Below are 19,447 nucleotides of genomic sequence, written 5' to 3'. Positions count from 1 at the left end.
TCAGGCGGCGGGCGTCAGGTCGATGGTGTGACCCGTCCGTTCGACCTTCGCGTGCAGGTAGCGCAGGTTCGCCTCGGTGGCGTGCACCCCGGTGCGGGCCAGGACGCGCACGTCCACGCCCAGGTCGCGCAGCTGCGCGGCCTTGTCCGGGTTGTTCGTCAGCAGGTCCACCCGGGGGGCGCCCAGCGCGGCGAGCATCTGGGCGGCGGCGGTGTAGTCGCGCTCGTCGTCGGCGTGCCCGAGGGCGCGGTTGGCCGCGTAGGTGTCCAGGCCGGTGTCCTGCAGGGCGTAGGCGTCCAGCTTCGCGTACAGCCCGATGCCGCGGCCCTCCTGGCGCAGGTACAGCAGCCAGCCGCCGTGCTCGGCGATGCGTTCGACGGCCTCGCGCAACTGGGGACCGCAGTCGCAGCGGGCCGAGCCGAACACGTCGCCGGTCATGCACTCCGAGTGCACCCGCACGAGCGGCACGTCCACGCCGGTGACATCGCCCAGGCCGATGGCCAGGTGCTCCTTACCGTCAGCGAGCCCGGTGAAGGTCACGATCTCGGCGGGGGTGGTGAAACCGTCGCCGAAACGCAGCGGCACCGGGACCCTGGTCCGTATTCCGGCCGGAGCAATCATCGTTGTCCTCCACGGTGCTTGAGCGTTCAAGTTTCCCTGTCGACGATACGGCCGGGTTCCTTAACGATCAATGTGAGCAACCTCGCGGAATTTGACGTGTCCCACCGCACGCGGCGGGAATACGCCCGCGACCAGGGCGGTCGGTCGCTGCGGCGTCGCAGAACGCAGTCGGGTCCCGCGGGTCGGCCGGAGCCGACCGCGGGACCCGACCACAGTGTCAGACCGTCCACGGCGGCGTGAGCCACGAACCGTCCGCCAGGGCGGCGCGCAGACCCACGCTGGTGTTCACCCACGCGGACAGCGCCTCGGCCCCGGTGTCGATCCCGAACAGGCTGCCGGCCGGCACGATGATCACGTCACCGACGGTCACGTCCTGCTTCTCGTCGTCGAGGGTGACGGTGGCCGATCCGGCCGTGATGTGCAGGATCTCCTCGCGGGTGACCCGGTGCGCGACGCCGGTCACGCCGGCCGGGACGTCGACCCGCCACGCGCACAGCTCGGCGCTGCCGCTGCGCGGGGCGGCGTAGGAGGTGAAGGTGCTGCCGTGGATCTCGTAGACGACGGCGTCGGAGGGGTGGATGACGGGCACGGTGACTCCTCGGAACTAGACAAGTGGCTTGACTAAAATGGTCAAGGATCTTGTCCGGGATGTCAAACTGCTTTCATGAGTACCGACCACCGGGCGCTGGCCTACCTCGTGCTCGCCGCCGCGAACACCCTCAGCGAGGCCATCCACTCGGGCGTGGTCGCCCGCGGCTTCGACGACGTGCGCCCCGCGCACGGCTTCGCGTTCGTCCGGCTCGCCCCGGCCGGAGCCACCGTCGGGCAGGTCGCCGAACACCTGGGCGTGACGAAACAGGCCGCCAGCCAGCTCGTGGAGGAACTCACCCGCAAGGGGTACGTCACCAGCCAGCCCCACCCGCGCGACGCCCGCGCCCGCCTGGTCACCCTCACCGAACGCGGCTGGGCCTGCACCCGGGCCGCCGACGCCGCCGCCGAGGAGGCCGCGGCCCGGTGGGCCGCGGTGATCGGCGAGCACCGGGTCGCGGCCATGGTCGCCGACCTGGCCCGGGTCGCCGCCCCCGGCCGGCTGCGCCCCACCTGGTAGCCGCCGCGCGCCGCGGCGCTCCGACGCCGTCCACGGCCGCGCTCGCCGGCTCGCCCGCGCGATCCGGGCCGATTCCGCGCGCCTGGTAGATTCGGAGGCAGTCGCGACTGGCGAGGGTGGATCACCACCGGGGAGCGGCAGCCACACAACGCACGGTGTCGACCGCCTGGGCACCTTCGTCGACGACGGAGGTTCGTGTGCAGACATTTCTCGACCAACTGGCCAGCCGCAGTCCGGCACCCGGCGGCGGCGCGTCCGCGGCGCTGCACGCCGCCCAGGGCGCGGCCCTGCTCGCGATGGTCGCCCGCTACAGCGACGGCCCGAAGTACACCGAACACGCCCCGCTGATCGGGGCCGTGCTCGCCGAGGCCGAAGGGCTGCGCGCCCGCGCCGTGGCCCTCGTCGCCGAGGACGCCGAGGCGTTCGCCGCCGTGGCCGCCGCGTACCGGGGACCCCGCGAGGTCCTCGCCGCGGCCCTGGTCGCTGCGGCCCGGCCGCCGGCCGCCGTACTGGGTGTCGCCGCCCGGCTCGTGGCCCTCGCCGAGGACCTGCTCCCGGTCGGCAACCGCAACGTCGTCACCGACATCGCCGCAGCCGCCGAGGCCGCCCGCGCCGCCGCGACCACCTCTCGGGTCAACGTGGAGGTCAACCTCGCCGGCGTCGTCGACCCCGACGCGCGCCGGGAACTTCTGGCCGCCCTCGACGGGGTCGACGACCTGATCGCCCGCGCCGAGGCCGTCACGACCGCCGTCCGCGCACGGATCGCGGCATGACCGGGCACGCGGCAGCGGACCTCACCTCCGGTGGCGCACGCCTGCCCGGTGACGGCGTCGCGTCGCCCCTGTCGGGCAAGGATCTCGCCGCGTCGATCCGGGCCGAGGTCGCGGCCATGGTCGCCCAGGGGCCGGCCCCGAAGCTCGCGATCGTCACCGCCACCGCCGACGAGGCCAGCGCCTGGTACGTGCGCTCCCTGGCCCGCGCCGCCGGCAAGGTCGGCATCACCTGCGAGGTCGTCGACCTGGGCCCGCACGCCGACGCCGCGACCATCACGGCGACCCTGGTGGCGCTGGGCACCGACCCCGGCACCCACGGGGTGATCCTGCAGACGCCGCTGCCGGCCGGGGTGTCCGCCCGCGAGGTGGCCCTGGCCATCGAACCGGCCCGCGACGTCGACGGCGCGAACCCGGTCAGCCTCGGTCGGCTGGCCACCGGCCTGCCGGCGTACGCACCGGCGACCGCAGAGGCCGTCGTCGCGCTTCTCGACCACCACGGGATCGCCCTCGCGGGGAAGGAGGTCGTGGTCGTCGGCCGGTCCACGGTGGTCGGCAAACCCCTCGCGCACCTGCTGCTGGACCGCGACGCCACGGTCACCGTCTGCCATTCGCGGACCGTGAACCTGCCGGCCGTCACCCGGCGCGCCGACATCCTGGTCGTCGCGGTCGGCCGGGCCGGCCTCGTCACCGCCGACCACGTCGCCCCGGGCGCGGTGGTCATCGACGTGGGCACCCATCCGACGGCCGACGGGGGACTGGTCGGGGACGTCGACGCCGGGTCGGTGGCCGCGGTGGCGGGGGCGCTGAGTCCGGTACCCGGCGGGGTGGGTCCCGTGACCACCGCCCTGCTGCTGCGGCACACCCTGGACGCGGCCCGGGCGTGACGTCGCCGGGTCCCGCGAGGTGTCGGGCCGCTGGAAACCGGATCAGGTGTCGCCGTAACCGGAGAATATTCCTGGTTTTCAGGGTCGTGAGAGCTGGTCCACCAGGATCGTGAGGCGGCGCTCGGCCAGGTCCGGGCGGAGCCTGCCGCCCCGGGTCAGCGTCACCAGGCCGTGCAGCGCGCTCCAGCCCACCTCGGTGAACGTCTCGGCGTCGCGATCCCCGGCGAGCGGGACGAACACGCCCAGCAGCTGGCCGAACGCCTCCCGCAGCGCCTCGGGCGCGTCGGGCCCGCCGAACGGCAGGTCCGTGGCCAGGCTGAACATCGCGTCGTAGAGCGCCGGATTGGCGTGCGCGAAGTCGACGTAGGCCCGGGCGACGGCGGCCAGCGCCGCCCCGGGCTCCCCGGCTTCCCCCGCACCGCGCGCGGCGGCCAGTGCCCCGGCCAGCTCGGCGAAGCCGCGCACCGCGACCGCGGCGACGATCGCGTCCTTGCCGGAGAAGTGGCTGTAGAGCACCGGCTGGCTGTACTCGATCCGGTCGGCGAGCCTGCGGGTCGTCACCGCCTCCCAGCCCTCGGCCTCGGCCAGTTCCCGGGCGGCGGTGACGATCAGCTCGTGGCGCTGGGTGCGTTCGCGCTCACGGCGCGCGTGGATGGACACACCTCACCCTAGCATTGCTAGCCATCCGAGCGCAGATTGTCCGAAGGGGCGCGGACCATGTGGTCCGCGCCCCGCTCAGAACTCACCCGATGCCGACTCCGCCCCCTCAGGCGCGGCGGGCCGACCGGCCCCGTCTACCGGCGCTCCCCGGCGACGCGGGGCGCTGCGAGCAGCAGTCCCACCGCCGCGACAGTCAACGCGAGGATCACGGCGACGACGACCCTGAGCTCCGTGGGCACGTCGGCCACGAAGAACGCCGGCACCGCGCTCAGCGCCGACAGCACCCGCGCGCCGACGACCGTGCCGACGGCGACCCGGCGGCCCCGCCACCCGAGGCCGACGGCCACGACGGTGACAAGGCCCAGGATCACGTCGGCGACGACGACCGCGGTGGGCGGGCCCTGCTCCCCGCCGGCGAAGGCCGAGCCGATGTCGGCCAAACCCAGCAGAGCGGCGATGACCAGACCAGTACGCAACATTCTCATGACGTCCTCCTGACGGGTACGGCAACGGTGGGACCCAGGTCCCAGGCGTCATCCGGGGTGCGCAGCACGCGCCAGGCCGCCACGGCGAACCCGAGCGCCGTCAGCCCCCACGCGCAGGCGTCGAGCAGCTGGAACCCGGCGGCGGTGCACACGGCGTGCAGTGGTTGGGACACGAGGACGGCGACGGCCGCCCAGGCCGGTACCGCGCCGGACCGCCACAGGGCCGCACCGAGCAGCACCATGCCGACCACGTGACCGGCCACGAAGATCACCCCGGCGACGGCCACCGGCGCCAGTCCACTGAGTTCGGTCAGCAGGGTCGCGGCGGTGCGCGGATCGACGGTGCCGCTGGCCAGTACCCGCACGGTCGGGTCGACGGCGAAGAACGGCAGCGCCGCGAAAGCCGGCACCAGCAGTACCAGGCCGGCGAGGGTGAGCGCCGGGGCGCGCCGCTGGGCGAGCCGTCCGGCGGCCAGCACGGACGGGATGAGCGTGACCAGGGCGAGCACGCTGAGCCACAGCACGGCGTCCTGCCGGCCCAGGTGCGCCGCCGTGGCGGTGATGGTCTCCTGGTCGTCGCCGGTGCCGAAGTACGGCAGGACGCCGCGCAGCACGGCGATCGACAGCGGTCCGAGCGGCAGGAGCACAGCGGCACCGACCCGTCGGACGGTGCGGGTGTCGCGTGGGGTGGTCATCGGACACTCCTTTCGGGAACGGGAACACCGTCCACGTTCCAGCCCACCCGCCCCCGACCGGTTGAGGCCGGCGTCCCGCCGCGGTCGGGAAGATGCCCGGCACGATTAGGGGCCAGCCCCCCTCCGCATCCGGGATCCATGGCCCAGGATGGGGTGGTGAGCGCACCGAGATGGCAACGGACCCTGGCGTGGGCGCTGTGCGCGGTCGCGGCCGTCGAGGTGCTCACCGTGTCCGTCGTGGCCCTCGGTCAGCGGGTGGCGGCCGGTGACCTGATCGACTCGTACGTGGTCACCAACACCGCGATCGGCGTCGGCTTCGCGGTGTGCGGCGGCATCCTCGCCACCCAGCGGCCCCGCAACCCGGTCGGCTGGCTCCTGCTCGCCACCGGCCTGGCCCCGCTGACCACCGCGGCAGCCGGCCAGGTCGGGCTGTACGGCGCCACCCACCACTGGCCCGATCCGGTACTGCGCACCCTGCTGAGCGTCTTCTACCTCGCCTGGCCCTGGGGCATCTGCATGTTCTGGCCCCTGGCGCTGCACCTGTTCCCGACCGGCCGGCCGGTGTCGCCACGCTGGCGGTGGACGCTGGGGCTGACCGTGCTCTTCGGAGCCCTGTTCGCGCTGGCCATGTCCACGGAGTCCGAGCCGGTGCGGGGGATCCACTCGTACCTGGCGCTGGCCCTCCCCGGCCCGCTGGCGTTCGTGGGCAACCTGGCCCCGCTGTTCTCCCTGCTCGCCGCGCTCGCCGGCCTCGTCGTCCGCTACCGGCGCGGCGACGAACAGCTGCGCCGCCAACTGCTGTGGCTGGTCCTCGCCGTCACCGTCGCCGTCGGGCTGAACCTGCCGCGCTGGCTCGTGGGCGGCGGCCCGATCCTGCTGCTGTTGGCCGTCCCGCTCGTCCCGGTGGCGATCACCATCGCGATCCTGCGCCACCAGCTGCTCGACATCCGCCTCGTCCTGTCCCGCACCGTCGGCTACCTGCTGCTCACCGCCTCCGTGATCGCCGCCTACACCGGACTGTTGGCGGCCTTCGACGCGCTGCTGCGCGGCAGCGGGGCGCCGGTCGTGGCCACCCTCGTCATCGCGCTCGCGTTCAACCCGGCCCGGGTCCGGCTGCAACGCGGCGTGGACCGGCTGCTGTACGGCTCACGGTCCGACCCGGTCCGGGCCGTGTCACGGGTCGGCGCGCGGCTCGCGGCCGACGACCTCACCGGGGTGCTCGAAGGCACCCGCGACGCGCTACGGCTACCGTTCGCCGCACTGCGCCGTGACGGGCACGAACTCGCCGCGTCCGGCCAGCCACCGACCACCCTGCACACCGTGCCGCTGGTGTTCCGGGGCACCCGCGCGGGCGAACTGCTCGTCGGCGTGCGCCCCGGCGACCGGCGGCTGGCCCCGGCGGACCTGGCCGTTCTCGACCTGCTCGCCGCCCCGCTGGCCGCGGCCCTGCACGCCTCCACCCTCGCCGAGGAGGTCCAGGCGTCCCGCGAACGGATCGTCGCCGCCCGGGAGGAGGAACGCCGCCGGCTGCACCGCGAGGTGCACGACGGACTCGGCCCGGCGCTGACCGGGGCCGGGTTCAAGGCCGACGCCGCGCACAACCTCGTGGCCGGCGCACCGGAGCGGGCCGCGGCCCTGCTGACCGAGCTGCGCCGCGACATCCGCGACGCGATCGACGACCTGCGCCGCCTCGTCTACGGCCTGCGACCACCGGCCCTCGACGAGCTCGGCCTGGCCGGGGCGCTCCGCCGGCACGGCCAGGCCCTGCCGCTGACGGTGACCGTCGAGGCCCCGGCCGTCCTTCCGGTACTGCCGGCGGCGGTGGAGGTGGCCGCGTACCGGATCGGCACCGAGGCGCTGACCAATGTGGCCCGGCACGCCCGCGCCGGCACCGCGCGGGTCGAACTGGTCGTCGACTCGGCGGTGCGGATGACCATCGTCGACGACGGGCCGGCCGACGGCGCCTGGACCCCGGGCGTCGGGCTGACCTCGATCCGCGAACGCGCCGCCGAACTCGGCGGCACCTGCACGGCCGGCCCGACGCCCACCGGCGGCCGGGTGACGGCCGTCCTGCCCCTGGCGGTGCCCTGATGATCCGAGTCGTGATCGCCGACGACCATCCCGTGGTCCGCGACGGCCTGCGGGTGCTGTTCTCCTCCCTGCCCGACATCGAACTCCTCGCCGAGGCCGCGACCGGTCGCGAGGCCGTCCGCGCCGCCGTCACCCACCAGCCGCACGTCCTCGTGATGGACCTGCGCATGCCCGACCTCGACGGCGTCGCGGCCACCGCGGAGATCAGCCGGCTCGCACCCGACGTCGCGGTCCTGGTGCTGACGATGTTCGACGACGACGAGACCGTGTTCGCCGCGATGCGGGCCGGGGCGCGCGGGTACCTCGTCAAGGGCGCGTCGCAGGAGGACATCTCCCGGGCCATCACCACGGTCGCCGGGGGCGGGGCGGTGTTCGGCCCGGGCGTGGCCCGCCGGGTGCTGAACTTCTTCGGCAACCCGTCGCCGACGGCGCAGCCGCCGTTCCCGGAACTCACGCCCCGGGAACGCGAGGTCCTCGACCTGATCGCCGCCGGGCTGCCCAACGCGACGATCGCGCGCCGGCTGGGTCTGGCGGGCAAGACCGTCGGGAACCACATCTCGACGATCTTCGCCAAGTTGCAGGTCGCCACCCGGGCGGAGGCGATCGTGCGGGCCCGCGACGGGGGACTCGGCCGCCAGCACTGACGTACCGTGACGAAACCCGGGGGTACTCGAGTGTGGACCACTCCCGGGTCATTATCGGATTATCGTTACCGCTAATCCGATAATGAGGGCAGGAAACCCCCTTCGTGGGGTACACCATAATTCCTGTTATGTGGGCACGGCGTTATGTCCGGGGCTTCGCCCGGACGTGCATCCGCTCACCCTGCCGGCCGAACAGACTGAGGATCTCCACCGGCCGCCCGTCGGCGCTGCTGAACCAGTGCGGCACCCGGGTGTCGAACTCCGCGGCCTCCCCGGGGCCGAGGACCAGGTCGTGCTCGCCGATGACGAGGCGCAGCCGGCCGTCGAGCACGTACAACCACTCGTAGCCCTCGTGGGTGCGCAGGTCCGGGTCGGCACCCCGGTCCGTGATGATCATTTTGTACGCCTGCAGCGGCCCCGGCCCCCGGGTCAACGGCACGACCGTCCCGCCGTTCGGCATGGTCCGCGGCGTCAGCCGCACCCGGGGATCGCCCACCTCCGGCGCGCCGACCAGGTCGTCGAGCGGCACGTTGTACGCGCCGGCCAGCGGCAGCAACAACTCCAGGCTGGGGCGGCGCTGGCCGGACTCCAGCCGCGACAGGGTGCTCTTGGAGATGCCGGTGGCCTCGGACAATGCGGCCAGGGTGATGCCGCGCTTGGTGCGCAGCCGCCGGAGCCGGGGGGCGACCTCGTCGAGGACCGCCTGGTAGGGCATTGGGGTGTCCATGCGGCCATTGCACAGCGCCGTCCCGGAAATGGCAACAGAAGTTGCCGGGATCACCCGGTCGGTGCACGCTTCGGGACATGAGCGCACACAGCCATTCCGGACACGCACACCACGACACCGACATCGACTGGGAGGTGATGGCCAGCCACCTGGAGACCAACGGCGAACTGCAGTTGCCCGTGCTGCGCGCGACCGCCGCCCGACTGCGTGACCTGCTCGGCCCGGACCGCGAGGTCCGGCGGGTCCTGGACGTCGGCAGCGGGCCGGGCGTCATGACCTGCGTGTTCGCCGAGACCTTCCCGACCGCCCAGGCGGTCGCCGTGGACGGCGCGCCGGGGCTGCTCGACCGCGCCCTGGCCCGCGCGGGCCGGCTCGGCCTCGGCGGCAGGGTGGCCGTCGAGCGGGCGGAACTGCCCGCGGGCTTCGACGGCGGCCTCGGCACGGCGGACCTGGTGTGGAGCAGCAGGGCCGTGCACCACCTGGGCGACCAGCAGGCGGCGCTCGACGGACTCGCCGGCCTGCTGCGGCCCGGCGGGGTGCTCGCCGTGGCGGAGGGCGGCCTGCCGATGCGGTTCCTGCCGCGCGACATCGGCCTCGGCCGGCCGGGACTGCAGGCGCGGCTCGACGTCATCCAGGAGCAGTGGTTCGAGGTCATGCGGACCGAACTGCCCGGCAGTACCCGGGTCGTCGAGGACTGGCCGGCGATGTTCACCCGCGCCGGGCTCACCGGGGTCGGCGGCTTCACCTCCCTGCTCGACCTGCCGGCGCCGCTTAGCCCGGCCGCCCGCGCCTACCTGCACGCCCACCTGTCCCGGCTGCGGGACTCGATGGCCGAGGCCCTCGACGCCGAGGACCGCGCGACGCTCGACGTGCTGGTCGACCCCGAGGCGCCGGAGGGCGTCCTGCAGCGCCCCGACGCGTTCCTGCTGTCGGCGACCACGGTGTTCACAGGCGTGCACCAGCCGCGGTGACCGGCAGGCACCGCTCCCACCATCCGCCGGGCAGCCCGGACCACAGGAAGCACGGACCAGGCGTCCCGGGACCGGGAGTCGCCGGGAGAAGGAAGCCGAACCTTGACATCGCCCAGCGCACTACAGGACCAGCCCACCGGGCTGACGTCGTCGGCCCGGTGGGCGCTCGCCAGCCTCTCGCTGTCGATGCTGCTGGCCTCCCTCGGCACCAGCATCGCCAACGTGGGCCTGCCGACGCTGGCGCACGCGTTCACCGCCTCCTTCCAGGAGGTCCAGTGGATCGTCCTGGCCTACCTGCTGGCCATCACCACCCTGATCGTCAGCGTCGGCCGGCTCGGGGACATCATCGGCCGCCGCCGGCTCCTGCTGGCCGGTATCTCCCTGTTCACCGCCGCGTCGGTGCTGTGCGGGGCCGCGCCGACCCTGCCGCTGCTGATCGCCGCCCGCGCTGCCCAGGGACTCGGGGCCGCCATCATGATGGCCCTGACCATGGCGTTCGTCGGGGAGACGGTGCCCAAGGCGCGGACCGGCAGCGCCATGGGACTGCTCGGGACGATGTCGGCGATCGGCACCGCCCTGGGGCCCTCACTCGGCGGCGTCCTGATCGCCGAACTGGGCTGGCGGTCGATCTTCCTCGTCAACGCGCCCCTGGGCGTCCTCACCCTCGTCCTCGCCCACCGCCACCTGCCGGCCGACCGCCGGGAGCCGAAAGCCGACCGGGCGCGGTTCGACCACGTGGGCACGCTGCTGCTGGCGGGGACCCTCGCGGCGTACGCGCTGGCCATGACGTTGGGGCGGGGCAGGTTCGGCACGCTCAACGCGGCACTCCTCATCGCGGCGGCCGTCGGGGTCGCCCTGTTCGTCCGCGCCGAGGCGACGGCCGCATCACCCCTGATCCGGTGGGCGATGTTCCGCGACCGGGCGCTGAGCGCGAGCCTGGCCATGAGCGCGCTCGTCTCGACGGTGATGATGGCGACGCTGGTGGTCGGGCCGTTCTACCTGTCGCGCGCCCTCGGGCTGAAAGAGGCGCTCGTGGGACTCGCGCTGTCCGTCGGACCGCTGGTCACCGCGGTGACCGGGGTACCGGCCGGCCGGATCGCCGACCGGTTCGGGGTGCGGCGGATGACGGTCGTCGGACTCGCCGCGATGACCGCCGGGTGCGGCCTGCTGGCGGTACTGCCGGCGTCGTCGGGCGTCGCCGGCTACATCGTCCCCATCGCGGTCACCACGGTCGGCTACGCGGTGTTCCAGACGGCCAACAACACCGCCGTCATGACGGATGTCAGCCCGGACCGGCGGGGCGTGGTCTCCGGCATGCTCAACCTGTCGCGCAACCTCGGACTCGTCACCGGCGCCTCCGTCATGGGCGCCGTGTTCGCACTCGGTTCGGCGACGACCGACGTCACGACGGCGGGCCCGGGGGCCGTGGCCACCGGCATGCGGATCACGTTCGCGGTCGCGGCGGGGCTGGTCGTCGTCGCCCTCACGGTCGCGGCGAGGACGCGGCCGGCCAACGCCCAGCGGGCGTAGCCCTTCGGGTCGCCCGCCCCGCCGCGCCGGGCAAGGGCTGCAGGTCACGTCGGGCATCGGGCGGCTACCCGACGTGTGCCGGCCGCAGCGCCTCGGCGTGGTGCAGGGCCGCGCGCGTCGTCTCCCCACCCGCGGGCAGCAGCGGCAGCCGGACGCCGGCCGTGGGAATGACCCCCCGGGCGTGCAGCACCGCCTTCACGATGGTGGGGTTCGGCTCGGCGAACAGCGCCGCGGCCAGTTCCGCGAGGCGGTGTCCGAGGGCCCGGGCCCGAACGGCGTCCCCGGACCGCCACGCCTCGACGAGTTCGACGAACCGTTCCGTGGCCACGTGGGCCGAGGCGAGGATCGCGCCGTGCGCGCCGAGGGCCAGCAGCGGTGAGACGAACACGTCGTCGCCGCCGAGGACCGCGAACCCGGCCGGCGGGTCGGCCATCAACGCGACAGTGTCCTCGTCGATCCCGCCGACGGCGTACTTGACGCCCACCACGCCGGGCAGCGCGGCCAGCCGCCGCAGGGCCACCGCCGACAGGCTCTGCCCGGTCCGGTAGGGAACGTGATAGATCACGACGGGTACGGGGCTGCCGCCCGCGAGCCGGCGGAAGTGGGCCAGCACCCCGGCCTCGCCCGGTCGGGTGAACGGCGGCACCAGGCTCAGCGCGGCCACGACCTCGGGCCGGTCCCGCAGCGCGTCGAGCTCGGCGGGGGTGTTCGCCCCGACCAGGAGTGCCGCGCCGCGTTCCCGGCAGACCCGCGCGACGGTGTCGAGGACGGCCCGGCGTTCCGGGCCGGTGAGGGCCGCCGGTTCTCCCGTGGTGCCCAGCGCGACCACCCCGGTGGCCCCGGCGGCGAGAACCTGGCGGGCGAGGGCTTCCAACGCGTCGAGGGCCACGGCTCCGGTGGTGTCAAACGGGGTGATCAGGGGCACGTACAGGCCGGTGAGTGTCATGAGTCCAGCCTCGCCGGGCGCGACCGTCAGGTCCAGTTCAGCTTTGTGCGCACCACCGTAAGCTGAACTGATGCTCGATGTCCGCCGACTCAGACTGCTGTGCGACCTGGCGCAGCTGGGCACGATCGCCGCCGTGGCCAGGTCGCACACGTACTCGCCGTCCGCCGTCTCCCAGCAGCTCGCCGTGCTGGAACGCGAGGCCGGTGTGCCGCTGCTCGAACGGACGGGGCGCACGGTGGTGCTGACCCCGGCCGGTGTCGTGCTCGTCCGGCACGCCGAGGCGGTGCTGGCCGCCCTCGAAGGGGCCAGTGCGGCGCTGGCCACGGTCGGCGGGCGACTGTCGGGACCGCTGCGGATCGGCGCGTTCCCCACCGCGGTGCGGACCTTGCTGCCGGCGGCACTGGTCACGCTGGGCCGCGAGCACCCCGGGCTCGAACTGCGGGTGACAGAGCTCGACCCGGTCGCGGTGCCCGAGGCGCTGCGCGAACGGCGGCTGGACGTGGCCCTGGTGCACGACTACGACATCATGCCGGTCGAGCCCGACCAGGCCCTCGACGCGGTGGCGCTGCTGGAGGAGACGGTCTATCTTGCCGTACCCGTCGACAGCCCTGACCTGGGCGGTGACCCGGTCGGCGGGGCACGGCACGCCGCCTGGATCGTGGGCAGTCCCGGGACGGCCTGCCACGCGGTGGCCACGCAGGTGTGCCGCACGGCCGGTTTCACCCCGCTGGTGCGCCACCACGCCGACGACTTCGCCGCGGTGCTCGCGCTGGTCGCGGCAGGGCAGGGCGTGTCGCTCGTGCCGCAACTGGCCGCCGCACAGCCGCCGGTCGGGGTGCGCCTGGTCCCGCTCGCCGCCCGCCGGCGCACCCGGGTCACCTACCGGCGGGGCGCGGCCACCCACCCCGCCGTGGCCGCGTGCGTGGCGGCTCTGCACGAGGCCACGGCGGCATGGACCCTGGCATGATCATCGGGTGACCGTGACCCACGCGCCCCCCGACTACGACTGCCCCTTCTGCCGGCTCGCGGCCGGCGGCGGCGACGCCCTGAGCGGCCCGCCGGACATCGTGCGCCGCACCGACGCCGCCCTGGCGCTGATCTCGCCCCGGATGTGGCCGAAGAACCGGGGCCACGTGCTCGTCGTGCCGACCGCCCACCATGAGACCCTCTATGACCTGCCGTCCGCCGCCGGACACGCCGTGCACGACCTGGTCCGCGAGGTGGCCGTCGCGCTGCGCGCCAGCTACGGATGCGCCGGCGTGTCGACCCGCCAGCACAACGAACCCGCCGGTTACCAGGACGTGTGGCACTACCACGTGCACGTGTTCCCCCGGTACCCCGACGACCTCCTCTACGGCACGCGACCGCTGCCCGAGTACGCCACCGCCGCCGAGCGCCGCCCGTACGCCGATCGGCTCCGGGCCCACTTCGACGGGTCGCCGTCGTGACCCGGCCGGGGGACCGGCTGCCGTCCGTGCTGCGGTTCGCGACCGAGCTGTTCGCGTGGGTGGCCACCCCGTGGGCCCTTGCCCGGCACTCAGTGGTGTTAGCCGTGGTGTCGGTGCTGGTCCTGATCGGGCTGCCGACGGTGTTCGGCACGCCGGGGGACAAGAAGCAGGTGCTGGTGGCCGTGCCCGGGGCCGTGACAGTGCTGCTGGTCGTGCTGCAGCTGGTCGCGGCGGTGGTGTCGTCGTGGTGGGCGTGGCCGGCGCCGGTCGCCGTCGGGGTGTCGGTGCTCGCGGCGGCCACAGTGGTCACGGAACTGCCGCGCTGGCGGTGGCTGACCCGGGGTTAGGCTTTCGTCACGGTACGACTGTGCGCGGGCCGGCTCGCCGATCTGCCCGGCGAACTCGCGCCGCCGGGCAGATCGGCTCCGTGACCCCATGCAGGGGCTGGGGCGGCAGGGACCCTGGGCGGCCCCCGCCACCCGGTCAGACCCCGAGCTGCTCGGCGGCGAGCCTGGTGCCCTCCACCCGCGCCGCGATCTTCGCGAACGCGATCTCCCGCGACGTCGACACGTCGTCGGCGAACGGCGAGAATCCGCAGTCGTCGCACGTGCCCAGCCGGTCGGCGGGGATGTGCCGGGCGGCGGTCAGCACCCGGTCGCGCACCTCCTCCGCGGTCTCCACCCGGGGGTCGATCGGGTCGGTGACCCCGACGAACACCTTCTGGTCGGACCGGGCGTGCTGTGCGATGACCGACAGGGCGCGCTCCGGGTCGGACTCGCCGGCCAGGGCGACGTAGACGTTGCCGACCTCGATCCGGAACAGGTCCGGCAGCAGCTCCGCGTAGTCGACATCGGCGCTGTGCGTGGAGTCCTGGTCGCCGCCCGGGCAGGTGTGCAGACCGATCCGGGCCCGCTCGGCGTCGGAGAACCGCTCCAGGAGCCGGTTGTTCAGGTCGATCAGCGAGCGCAGCAGCTCCTTGCTGGGGTCGAGCTTGACGGCGAGGCGGCCCTCGGTGAAGTCGAGCTGCACGACGTGCGCCCCGGCGTCGAGGCTGCGGCGCACGTCCGCCTCGGCCCCGTCGATCAGGTCGGCGAGGAACTCCTCGCGCGGATACCCCGCGACGCCGTCGGCCGGGTAGAACAGGCTCAGCGCGGACGGCGCGATCACGGCCTGCTTGACCGGGACGGTGGCGAAACGCTGGGCGGCCACCAGGTACTCGTCGGCGTACACCTGGTAGCGGAACGGGCCCGTGACCAGGCGGGGGAGTTGGCGGGTGTGCCCGTCGGCGAAGGGCAGCACGATGCCCTCGCCGTCGAACTGCGGCCCGACCGGGTAGGTGGCGAAGCTGGGCTTGGTCTGCTCGCCGTCGGTGACGACCGGGGATCCGGTCGCCTCAAGTCGTTCGATGGTGTCCCGTAACGCATTGTCGGACAACACAGTTAGGTCTTCGGAGGACAGAGTGCCCGCGGCGTGTGCTTGGACGCCGGCGATGAGCTCTGCGGGGCGCGGAATGCTGCCGATCTGTTCCGTGGAAAGACTCATAGTACAAAACGGTATCAAAGTTTCATTCTTATCGATACCGCCACATCAAGAAATTCCCCCCGACATCGGCGGCGTCGGGGGGTGGGGCACGGCAGCGGCTAGACGGGCCTGCGCAGGGTCAGGGACTGGAAGCGTTGGTTGCCGGTGCCGACCACGTGGAAGTCGACGACCTCGAAGGACCGGGCCGCGAACTCCCGGATCCGCGCGTCGGTGCGCCAGGAGAAGAACCTCGGCGGGTCGTGTTCGTCCTCGTCGAGGGGGCCCTCGTAGTCCACGCCGCCGTACACCCCCAGGAAGAACAGGCCGCCGGGGCGCAGCACGGCCGCGATGGCCTCCAGGGCAGCCGGCAGGTCGGCGTCGGGCACGTGCAGCAGGCAGTTCAGCGCGTACACCGCGTCGAAGGAACCGGGCGGGAACCCCAGGTCCAGGAAGTCGCGGACGTGGGCGGTCAGGCCCTTGGCCCGGCAGTGCGCCACCATCTCCGGGGACAGGTCGACCGCGACGACGTCGAGGCCGTTGTCGCGGAAGTAGGAGCTGTCCTGGCCGGTGCCGGCGCCGACCTCCAGCAGCCGTTCGCGGCCCTCGTCGGTCAGCCGGCGGAGGAAGTCCGCGCGCTCGGTGACCTTCCACGGATCCTTGACCTCGCGGTCGCGGCCGGCGGCCCCGCCGTCGTAGGCGGTGCGCAGCGCGCCTACCACATCCTGATAGCGCATGGCTCAGACCCTCTCGAGCGGCTCGTGCGGCGGCGGCGGCAGTTCGACGGAGATCGGGTCGTCGGGGCGCACCTCGCCACCGGTCACGACGATCCCCATGATGCCGGCCCGGCGCACGACGGTGCCGTCGTCGGCGCGCCCCACGACCTGCTTGAGCAGCCCGGTCTGGAACCCGTTGATCTGCTCGCACGGGTTGCGCAGTCCGGTGACCCGCACGACGGCGGTGTCGCCGAGCAGGAGCCGGGCCCCCCGGGGCAGTGCGATCAGGTCCAGGCCCCGGGTGGTGACGTTCTCGCCCAGTTGGCCGGCGGCCACGTCGAAGCCGGCGGCGGCCAACTCGTCGAGCAGTTCGGCGGCGATCAGGTGCACCTGCCGCAGGTTCGGCTGCGTCGGATCCGCGGCGACCCGGGACCGGTGCTGGACGGTCACCCCCAGGTGCGCGTCGTCCTGCACGCCGAGGCCGGCGAGCAGCCGGATCGACGGCTGGTTGTCCTTGCTGAACTCGTGTACCCCGCTTCGGCTCACGGCCGTGACGATTCCCTGCATGAGTTGATCTTCGCATCCCCGGTGCGATCCGGTGGGGGAGGAGGATCCTCCCCCACCGGATCGGCGGCCCGGCGCCCGCCATCGCGGCGGTTGACCCAGGTCACGTCACCGCGGGCGCAGCCGGTCGAGCAGCTTCGCCGACAGCGCGCCGAGACTGGCCAGCTCGTCGGGGGTCAGCACGTCCACGACGAGGCGGCGCACGCTCGCCACGTGCAGCGGGGCCGCCGCCCGGATCGCGGCGAGCCCGGCGGGGGCGAGCACCGCGTAGGTGCCGCGCGCGTCGGACGGGCAGTCCTCCCGGGTGACCAGGTCGCGGCCCTCCATCCGGCGCAGCTGGTGCGACAGGCGGCTCTTGGACCACGACAGGGCCGCGCCGAGGTCCTGCATCCGCAGCCGGTGCCGTTCGGCCTCCGAGAGCATGACGAGAACCAGATAATCGGGGTACGACAGGCCGCTGGGCCCCAGGTCCCGGCCCAGTTCGACCTCGAGCAGCTCGGTGAGGGTGGTGTAGGAGCGCCACGAGCGCAGCTCCTCGGGGGTCAACCAGCGGGTATCCACCCCCACATCATATTGGTTGACTCGTCAACCATGTGCTAGGTTGGTTGACACGTCAACTAAAGGAGTCGACATGGCCGTCCGCAGGCTCAACCACGCGGTGCTCTACGTCCGCGACACCGACGTCGCCGTGGACTTCTACACCTACACGCTGGGGTTCGAGGTGTCCGCCGCCCACCCGGGCGCGGTGTTCCTCAAGGCCGCCGGCAGCGCCAACGACCACGACCTGGGCCTGTTCGCCGTCGGCCCCCAGGCCACCACGCCGCGCCGGGGCCAGGTCGGCCTCTACCACCTGGCCTGGGAGGTCGGCACCCTCGGCGAGCTCCTCGCGGTGGCCGAGCGGCTCCAGGAACGCGGCGCGATCGTCGGCGCCACCGACCACCACGTGTCCACGTCGATCTACGCCAAGGACCCCGACGGGATCGAGTTCGAGGTGATGTGGCGGGTGCCGGCCGAGGACTGGGACGGCGAGGCCCGCAGCCGCCAGCTCGACCTGGAGGCGGCTGTGGCCCGCTGGGGCACCGACCGGGCGACCGGCGCGGCGGCCGGATCGGCCACCTGACCTAGCACCGGATCGTGACCAGGCCCTCCGCGGCGCCGGCCGGCGCGGGCGCGAGCACCTCGACCGTGACCCGGTAGGCGCGCCGGACGTCGGCGGCCCAGGCGTGCCGGCGCTCGTCGACGAAGGACGCCTCGCCCGTGGCCAGGCTCCGGGTGACGGTCTCCGACGCGCCGTCGCCGTAGGTGACCCGGTAGGTGACCTCGGCCGGCTGGCCGATCGGGCGCACCGTGACGAACACGCCGGCCGCCGCCATGGCGTTCGGGACGCACGAGGAGGTCAGCGTGTCGGGGGTGACCCGCACGGCGACCGTGGTGCGCTCACCGGTGCCGGGCACGCTCGGCACCGCCGAGGCGGTGTCCACGGGGCCGTGCTCGCGGTCCCAGCCGACCATGCCCAGCGACAGCAGCACGACCGTGGCGGCGACGCTGATCACCGTGGCGCTGAGCCTGCGCCACCGGGGCGGTCGGGGCGGCGGCTCCATGCTCTCCCAACCCCGCAGGGTCTGCAGCCACGGCAGCACCCGGGGTGGCAGCTTCTGACGTGCGGCCAGCCCGTTGTCCTCGACCATGGAAGCAAGGTACACAGTGCCCGCCCGTCGCGCTCCTATCAGGAATCCGACAGAACCCTTCACAAGATCATCATTTGGGTACGGGTGACCCCTACCCGAGCCCCTGCCGGTCCGGGGTGAGCGCGATCGCCAGCTCCGCCCCCGCGGGCACGGCCCTGCGCACGGCGGCGGCCAGCAGTTCCCGGTGCGCGGCGACCACGCCCGTCAGCTCCGGCGGCAGGATCACCGCGAGGTCGTCGAGCGCGGCGAGCAGCCGGCGGCTCACCTGGGGCGCGTCGGCGCCGTACCGGCGGATCTCGGTGAACGCCAGCCGGGTCAGGCTCGCGAAGTCCGGCACCTCGGCGATCACCCTCGGCACGCCCCGGCGGTCGCGGTGCACCCCGGCGGCGTCGGGGCGGGCGCCGATGTCGGCGAGCAGGTCCACGATCCGGTCGATGGCCTGCACGGCGGTCGTCGGGTCGTTCACGGCCGGCGACAGGGCGCGGATCGCGATGTCCACGAGCAGCCGCAGCGCGTAGGACGGGTCGTCGTGCAGGGTCCGCTCCCGGCCCCAGTGGAACGCGCCGCGCACCGTCGACGCGTACGGCAGCCGCTCGCCCCAGACCTGCACCAGAGGCGCGCCGCGGGCCACGAAGTCGCCGACCCGGGGGACGACCCGCAGCAGTACCCCCTGACGGGCGGCGGTGCGGACCAGCCTGCGGAAGTTCAGGGACGTCAGCACGGACGGCTCGGCGGCGAGCACCACCCCGTCGGGCGCGCGGTCGGGGACGGTGGCCGACTCGTCGGGGCGGGCGGCCGGGTACCACTCGTCGATCACCCCGCGCGCCTCGCTGGCCACCGCCTCGATCATGTAGGTGCTGCGCATCAGGCGCAGGATCGTGTTCACGTAGAACACGAACAGCACGAGGCTGGTGAACAGCAGCAGCCAGTTGAGGGCCAGGGACACGATCGGCACGTAGGAGGTGCCGTCGTCGAGTTTGTTCTCGCCGATCACGCCGAGCACCGTCACCGAGTAGGCGAACGTGGCCAGGAAGACCCCGAGCGTGATCTTCGTGATCCGCAGCCGGGCGTAGATCCGCAGCACCCGGGGCGACAGCTGGCTGGCGGCGAGTTGCAGCCCGACCAGGGACATCGAGAACACCACGCCCAGGAAGCTGAGCATCGCCGCGGCGATCGTGGAGATGACCGCCCGGTTGGTCTCGTCGGTGAGCGGGGTGCCCGTGACCAGGGTCGGGTCCAGGGACACGAGCTCGTCGAGGGGTTCGGTGAACGTCGGCAGCACGATGCCGAGGAACAGCAGGAACAGGGGTGTCGGCCAGAACGCCGACCGGACCCGCTCCCGCCAGTGCCGCATGTCCCCATCGTGCATGACGCGACC

The 19,447-nt window shown here is 73.5% G+C and carries 24 protein-coding genes and 1 riboswitch; of the genes, 11 read left to right on the top strand and 13 right to left on the bottom strand.

Annotated features, from left to right (window positions below; translation table 11 throughout):
- Both IW245_RS07990 and IW245_RS40410 read right to left on the bottom strand, forming a co-directional pair.
- On the bottom strand, positions 1-621 hold the full coding sequence (locus tag IW245_RS07990; protein WP_197002543.1) for a GTP cyclohydrolase II: 621 nt from the start codon (positions 619-621) through the stop codon (positions 1-3).
- Between the two features lie 217 nt (positions 622-838).
- Positions 839-1,210: a cupin domain-containing protein gene (locus tag IW245_RS40410; protein WP_197002542.1), complete on the bottom strand. Its 372-nt coding sequence runs from the start codon at positions 1,208-1,210 to the stop codon at positions 839-841.
- A 75-nt stretch (positions 1,211-1,285) separates the two neighbouring features.
- Here IW245_RS40410 and IW245_RS07980 point away from each other — a divergent pair, with 75 nt between their 5' ends.
- From IW245_RS07980 to IW245_RS07970, 3 genes are all read left to right on the top strand, one after another.
- Positions 1,286-1,729, top strand: a complete 444-nt coding sequence (locus tag IW245_RS07980; RefSeq protein WP_197002541.1) for a MarR family winged helix-turn-helix transcriptional regulator — start codon at positions 1,286-1,288, stop codon at positions 1,727-1,729.
- Between the two features lie 93 nt (positions 1,730-1,822).
- Positions 1,823-1,908: riboswitch (ZMP/ZTP riboswitch) on the top strand.
- A gap of 18 nt (positions 1,909-1,926) precedes the next feature.
- A complete protein-coding gene (locus IW245_RS07975) occupies positions 1,927-2,502 on the top strand; it encodes a cyclodeaminase/cyclohydrolase family protein (RefSeq protein WP_203787444.1) in 576 nt (191 codons plus the stop codon).
- Positions 2,499-3,386 carry a bifunctional 5,10-methylenetetrahydrofolate dehydrogenase/5,10-methenyltetrahydrofolate cyclohydrolase gene (locus IW245_RS07970; RefSeq protein ID WP_197002539.1) on the top strand — a complete coding sequence of 296 codons (888 nt, stop codon included), beginning with the start codon at positions 2,499-2,501 and terminating at the stop codon, positions 3,384-3,386. The genes IW245_RS07975 and IW245_RS07970 overlap by 4 nt, the downstream gene beginning before the upstream one ends.
- A gap of 78 nt (positions 3,387-3,464) precedes the next feature.
- Here IW245_RS07970 and IW245_RS07965 read toward each other — a convergent pair whose 3' ends face one another.
- From IW245_RS07965 to IW245_RS07955, 3 genes are all read right to left on the bottom strand, one after another.
- The gene (locus IW245_RS07965) at positions 3,465-4,046 is read right to left on the bottom strand and encodes a TetR/AcrR family transcriptional regulator (protein WP_197002538.1); all 582 of its coding nucleotides are present in this window, start codon (positions 4,044-4,046) and stop codon (positions 3,465-3,467) included.
- Between the two features lie 134 nt (positions 4,047-4,180).
- Positions 4,181-4,531, bottom strand: coding sequence for a hypothetical protein (locus IW245_RS07960; RefSeq protein ID WP_197002537.1), 351 nt, complete (start codon positions 4,529-4,531; stop codon positions 4,181-4,183).
- Entirely contained in the window at positions 4,528-5,226 is a 699-nt protein-coding gene (locus IW245_RS07955; protein ID WP_197002536.1) for a hypothetical protein, read from the bottom strand. The genes IW245_RS07960 and IW245_RS07955 overlap by 4 nt, the downstream gene beginning before the upstream one ends.
- Positions 5,227-5,382: 156 nt before the next feature.
- Here IW245_RS07955 and IW245_RS07950 point away from each other — a divergent pair, with 156 nt between their 5' ends.
- Together IW245_RS07950 and IW245_RS07945 are read left to right on the top strand one after the other, a co-directional pair.
- Positions 5,383-7,317 (top strand): sensor histidine kinase, encoded by a 1,935-nt coding sequence (locus IW245_RS07950; protein ID WP_197002535.1) that lies wholly within the window; start codon positions 5,383-5,385, stop codon positions 7,315-7,317.
- Positions 7,317-7,961, top strand: a complete 645-nt coding sequence (locus tag IW245_RS07945) for a response regulator transcription factor (RefSeq protein ID WP_197002534.1) — start codon at positions 7,317-7,319, stop codon at positions 7,959-7,961. The genes IW245_RS07950 and IW245_RS07945 overlap by 1 nt, the downstream gene beginning before the upstream one ends.
- 142 nt (positions 7,962-8,103) lie before the next feature.
- Here IW245_RS07945 and IW245_RS07940 read toward each other — a convergent pair whose 3' ends face one another.
- On the bottom strand, positions 8,104-8,688 hold the full coding sequence (locus IW245_RS07940; RefSeq protein WP_197002533.1) for a helix-turn-helix domain-containing protein: 585 nt from the start codon (positions 8,686-8,688) through the stop codon (positions 8,104-8,106).
- 77 nt (positions 8,689-8,765) lie between these two features.
- Between IW245_RS07940 and IW245_RS07935 the strand changes: the two genes are divergently transcribed.
- Both IW245_RS07935 and IW245_RS07930 read left to right on the top strand, forming a co-directional pair.
- Positions 8,766-9,659: a class I SAM-dependent methyltransferase gene (locus IW245_RS07935; RefSeq protein WP_197002532.1), complete on the top strand. Its 894-nt coding sequence runs from the start codon at positions 8,766-8,768 to the stop codon at positions 9,657-9,659.
- 102 nt (positions 9,660-9,761) lie between these two features.
- Positions 9,762-11,189: an MFS transporter gene (locus IW245_RS07930; RefSeq protein ID WP_231398703.1), complete on the top strand. Its 1,428-nt coding sequence runs from the start codon at positions 9,762-9,764 to the stop codon at positions 11,187-11,189.
- 64 nt (positions 11,190-11,253) lie between these two features.
- On the opposite strand, the gene IW245_RS07925 is transcribed toward IW245_RS07930, so the two are convergent.
- A complete protein-coding gene (locus IW245_RS07925) occupies positions 11,254-12,135 on the bottom strand; it encodes a dihydrodipicolinate synthase family protein (RefSeq protein ID WP_197002531.1) in 882 nt (293 codons plus the stop codon).
- 70 nt (positions 12,136-12,205) lie between these two features.
- On the opposite strand from IW245_RS07925, the gene IW245_RS07920 reads away from it, so the two are divergent.
- From IW245_RS07920 to IW245_RS07910, 3 genes are read left to right on the top strand one after another with little or no spacing between them, the layout of a single operon-like run.
- Entirely contained in the window at positions 12,206-13,102 is an 897-nt protein-coding gene (locus IW245_RS07920; protein ID WP_197002530.1) for a LysR substrate-binding domain-containing protein, read from the top strand.
- Positions 13,103-13,109: 7 nt separating this feature from the next.
- Entirely contained in the window at positions 13,110-13,583 is a 474-nt protein-coding gene (locus tag IW245_RS07915) for an HIT family protein (protein WP_197002529.1), read from the top strand.
- A complete protein-coding gene (locus IW245_RS07910) occupies positions 13,580-13,930 on the top strand; it encodes a hypothetical protein (protein ID WP_197002528.1) in 351 nt (116 codons plus the stop codon). Before IW245_RS07915 ends, IW245_RS07910 begins: the two co-directional genes overlap by 4 nt.
- 136 nt (positions 13,931-14,066) lie before the next feature.
- Here the strand turns inward: IW245_RS07910 and IW245_RS07905 are convergent, their stop codons facing one another.
- The 4 genes from IW245_RS07905 to IW245_RS07890 form a co-directional block, all read right to left on the bottom strand.
- Positions 14,067-15,125 carry a cobalamin-independent methionine synthase II family protein gene (locus IW245_RS07905; RefSeq protein ID WP_197002527.1) on the bottom strand — a complete coding sequence of 353 codons (1,059 nt, stop codon included), beginning with the start codon at positions 15,123-15,125 and terminating at the stop codon, positions 14,067-14,069.
- Between the two features lie 98 nt (positions 15,126-15,223).
- Positions 15,224-15,838, bottom strand: a complete 615-nt coding sequence (locus IW245_RS07900; RefSeq protein ID WP_197002526.1) for a class I SAM-dependent methyltransferase — start codon at positions 15,836-15,838, stop codon at positions 15,224-15,226.
- 3 nt (positions 15,839-15,841) lie between these two features.
- Positions 15,842-16,384 (bottom strand): MOSC domain-containing protein, encoded by a 543-nt coding sequence (locus tag IW245_RS07895; RefSeq protein WP_197002525.1) that lies wholly within the window; start codon positions 16,382-16,384, stop codon positions 15,842-15,844.
- Positions 16,385-16,489: 105 nt separating this feature from the next.
- A complete protein-coding gene (locus IW245_RS07890; protein ID WP_197002524.1) occupies positions 16,490-16,942 on the bottom strand; it encodes a MarR family winged helix-turn-helix transcriptional regulator in 453 nt (150 codons plus the stop codon).
- Between the two features lie 70 nt (positions 16,943-17,012).
- Here IW245_RS07890 and IW245_RS07885 point away from each other — a divergent pair, with 70 nt between their 5' ends.
- The gene (locus IW245_RS07885) at positions 17,013-17,501 is read left to right on the top strand and encodes a VOC family protein (protein ID WP_197002523.1); all 489 of its coding nucleotides are present in this window, start codon (positions 17,013-17,015) and stop codon (positions 17,499-17,501) included.
- A 1-nt stretch (position 17,502) separates the two neighbouring features.
- Here IW245_RS07885 and IW245_RS07880 read toward each other — a convergent pair whose 3' ends face one another.
- Both IW245_RS07880 and IW245_RS07875 read right to left on the bottom strand, forming a co-directional pair.
- Complete coding sequence (locus IW245_RS07880) at positions 17,503-18,069, bottom strand: hypothetical protein (RefSeq protein WP_197002522.1); 567 nt, start codon at positions 18,067-18,069, stop codon at positions 17,503-17,505.
- Between the two features lie 91 nt (positions 18,070-18,160).
- Positions 18,161-19,423, bottom strand: a complete 1,263-nt coding sequence (locus IW245_RS07875; protein ID WP_197002521.1) for a DUF2254 domain-containing protein — start codon at positions 19,421-19,423, stop codon at positions 18,161-18,163.
- Between the last annotated feature and the right edge of the window lie 24 nt (positions 19,424-19,447).

The organism is Longispora fulva, from assembly GCF_015751905.1.
Lineage (GTDB): Bacteria > Actinomycetota > Actinomycetes > Mycobacteriales > Micromonosporaceae > Longispora > Longispora fulva.
This window is presented reverse-complemented; position numbering and strand designations above follow the sequence as displayed.

What these genes read in the sequence shown, in the direction of transcription:
- IW245_RS07880 (WP_197002522.1), bottom strand. Translation starts at nt 18,069, where the DNA reads ATGGTCGAGGACAACGGGCTGGCCGCACGTCAGAAGCTGCCACCCCGG.
- IW245_RS07885 (WP_197002523.1), top strand. Translation starts at nt 17,013, where the DNA reads ATGGCCGTCCGCAGGCTCAACCACGCGGTGCTCTACGTCCGCGACACC.
- IW245_RS07940 (WP_197002533.1), bottom strand. Translation starts at nt 8,688, where the DNA reads ATGGACACCCCAATGCCCTACCAGGCGGTCCTCGACGAGGTCGCCCCC.
- IW245_RS07980 (WP_197002541.1), top strand. Translation starts at nt 1,286, where the DNA reads ATGAGTACCGACCACCGGGCGCTGGCCTACCTCGTGCTCGCCGCCGCG.
- IW245_RS07955 (WP_197002536.1), bottom strand. Translation starts at nt 5,226, where the DNA reads ATGACCACCCCACGCGACACCCGCACCGTCCGACGGGTCGGTGCCGCT.
- IW245_RS07945 (WP_197002534.1), top strand. Translation starts at nt 7,317, where the DNA reads ATGATCCGAGTCGTGATCGCCGACGACCATCCCGTGGTCCGCGACGGC.
- IW245_RS07935 (WP_197002532.1), top strand. Translation starts at nt 8,766, where the DNA reads ATGAGCGCACACAGCCATTCCGGACACGCACACCACGACACCGACATC.
- IW245_RS07960 (WP_197002537.1), bottom strand. Translation starts at nt 4,531, where the DNA reads ATGAGAATGTTGCGTACTGGTCTGGTCATCGCCGCTCTGCTGGGTTTG.
- IW245_RS07920 (WP_197002530.1), top strand. Translation starts at nt 12,206, where the DNA reads ATGCTCGATGTCCGCCGACTCAGACTGCTGTGCGACCTGGCGCAGCTG.
- IW245_RS07875 (WP_197002521.1), bottom strand. Translation starts at nt 19,423, where the DNA reads ATGCGGCACTGGCGGGAGCGGGTCCGGTCGGCGTTCTGGCCGACACCC.
- IW245_RS07925 (WP_197002531.1), bottom strand. Translation starts at nt 12,135, where the DNA reads ATGACACTCACCGGCCTGTACGTGCCCCTGATCACCCCGTTTGACACC.
- IW245_RS07990 (WP_197002543.1), bottom strand. Translation starts at nt 621, where the DNA reads ATGATTGCTCCGGCCGGAATACGGACCAGGGTCCCGGTGCCGCTGCGT.
- IW245_RS07970 (WP_197002539.1), top strand. Translation starts at nt 2,499, where the DNA reads ATGACCGGGCACGCGGCAGCGGACCTCACCTCCGGTGGCGCACGCCTG.
- IW245_RS07900 (WP_197002526.1), bottom strand. Translation starts at nt 15,838, where the DNA reads ATGCGCTATCAGGATGTGGTAGGCGCGCTGCGCACCGCCTACGACGGC.
- IW245_RS07895 (WP_197002525.1), bottom strand. Translation starts at nt 16,384, where the DNA reads ATGCAGGGAATCGTCACGGCCGTGAGCCGAAGCGGGGTACACGAGTTC.
- IW245_RS07905 (WP_197002527.1), bottom strand. Translation starts at nt 15,125, where the DNA reads ATGAGTCTTTCCACGGAACAGATCGGCAGCATTCCGCGCCCCGCAGAG.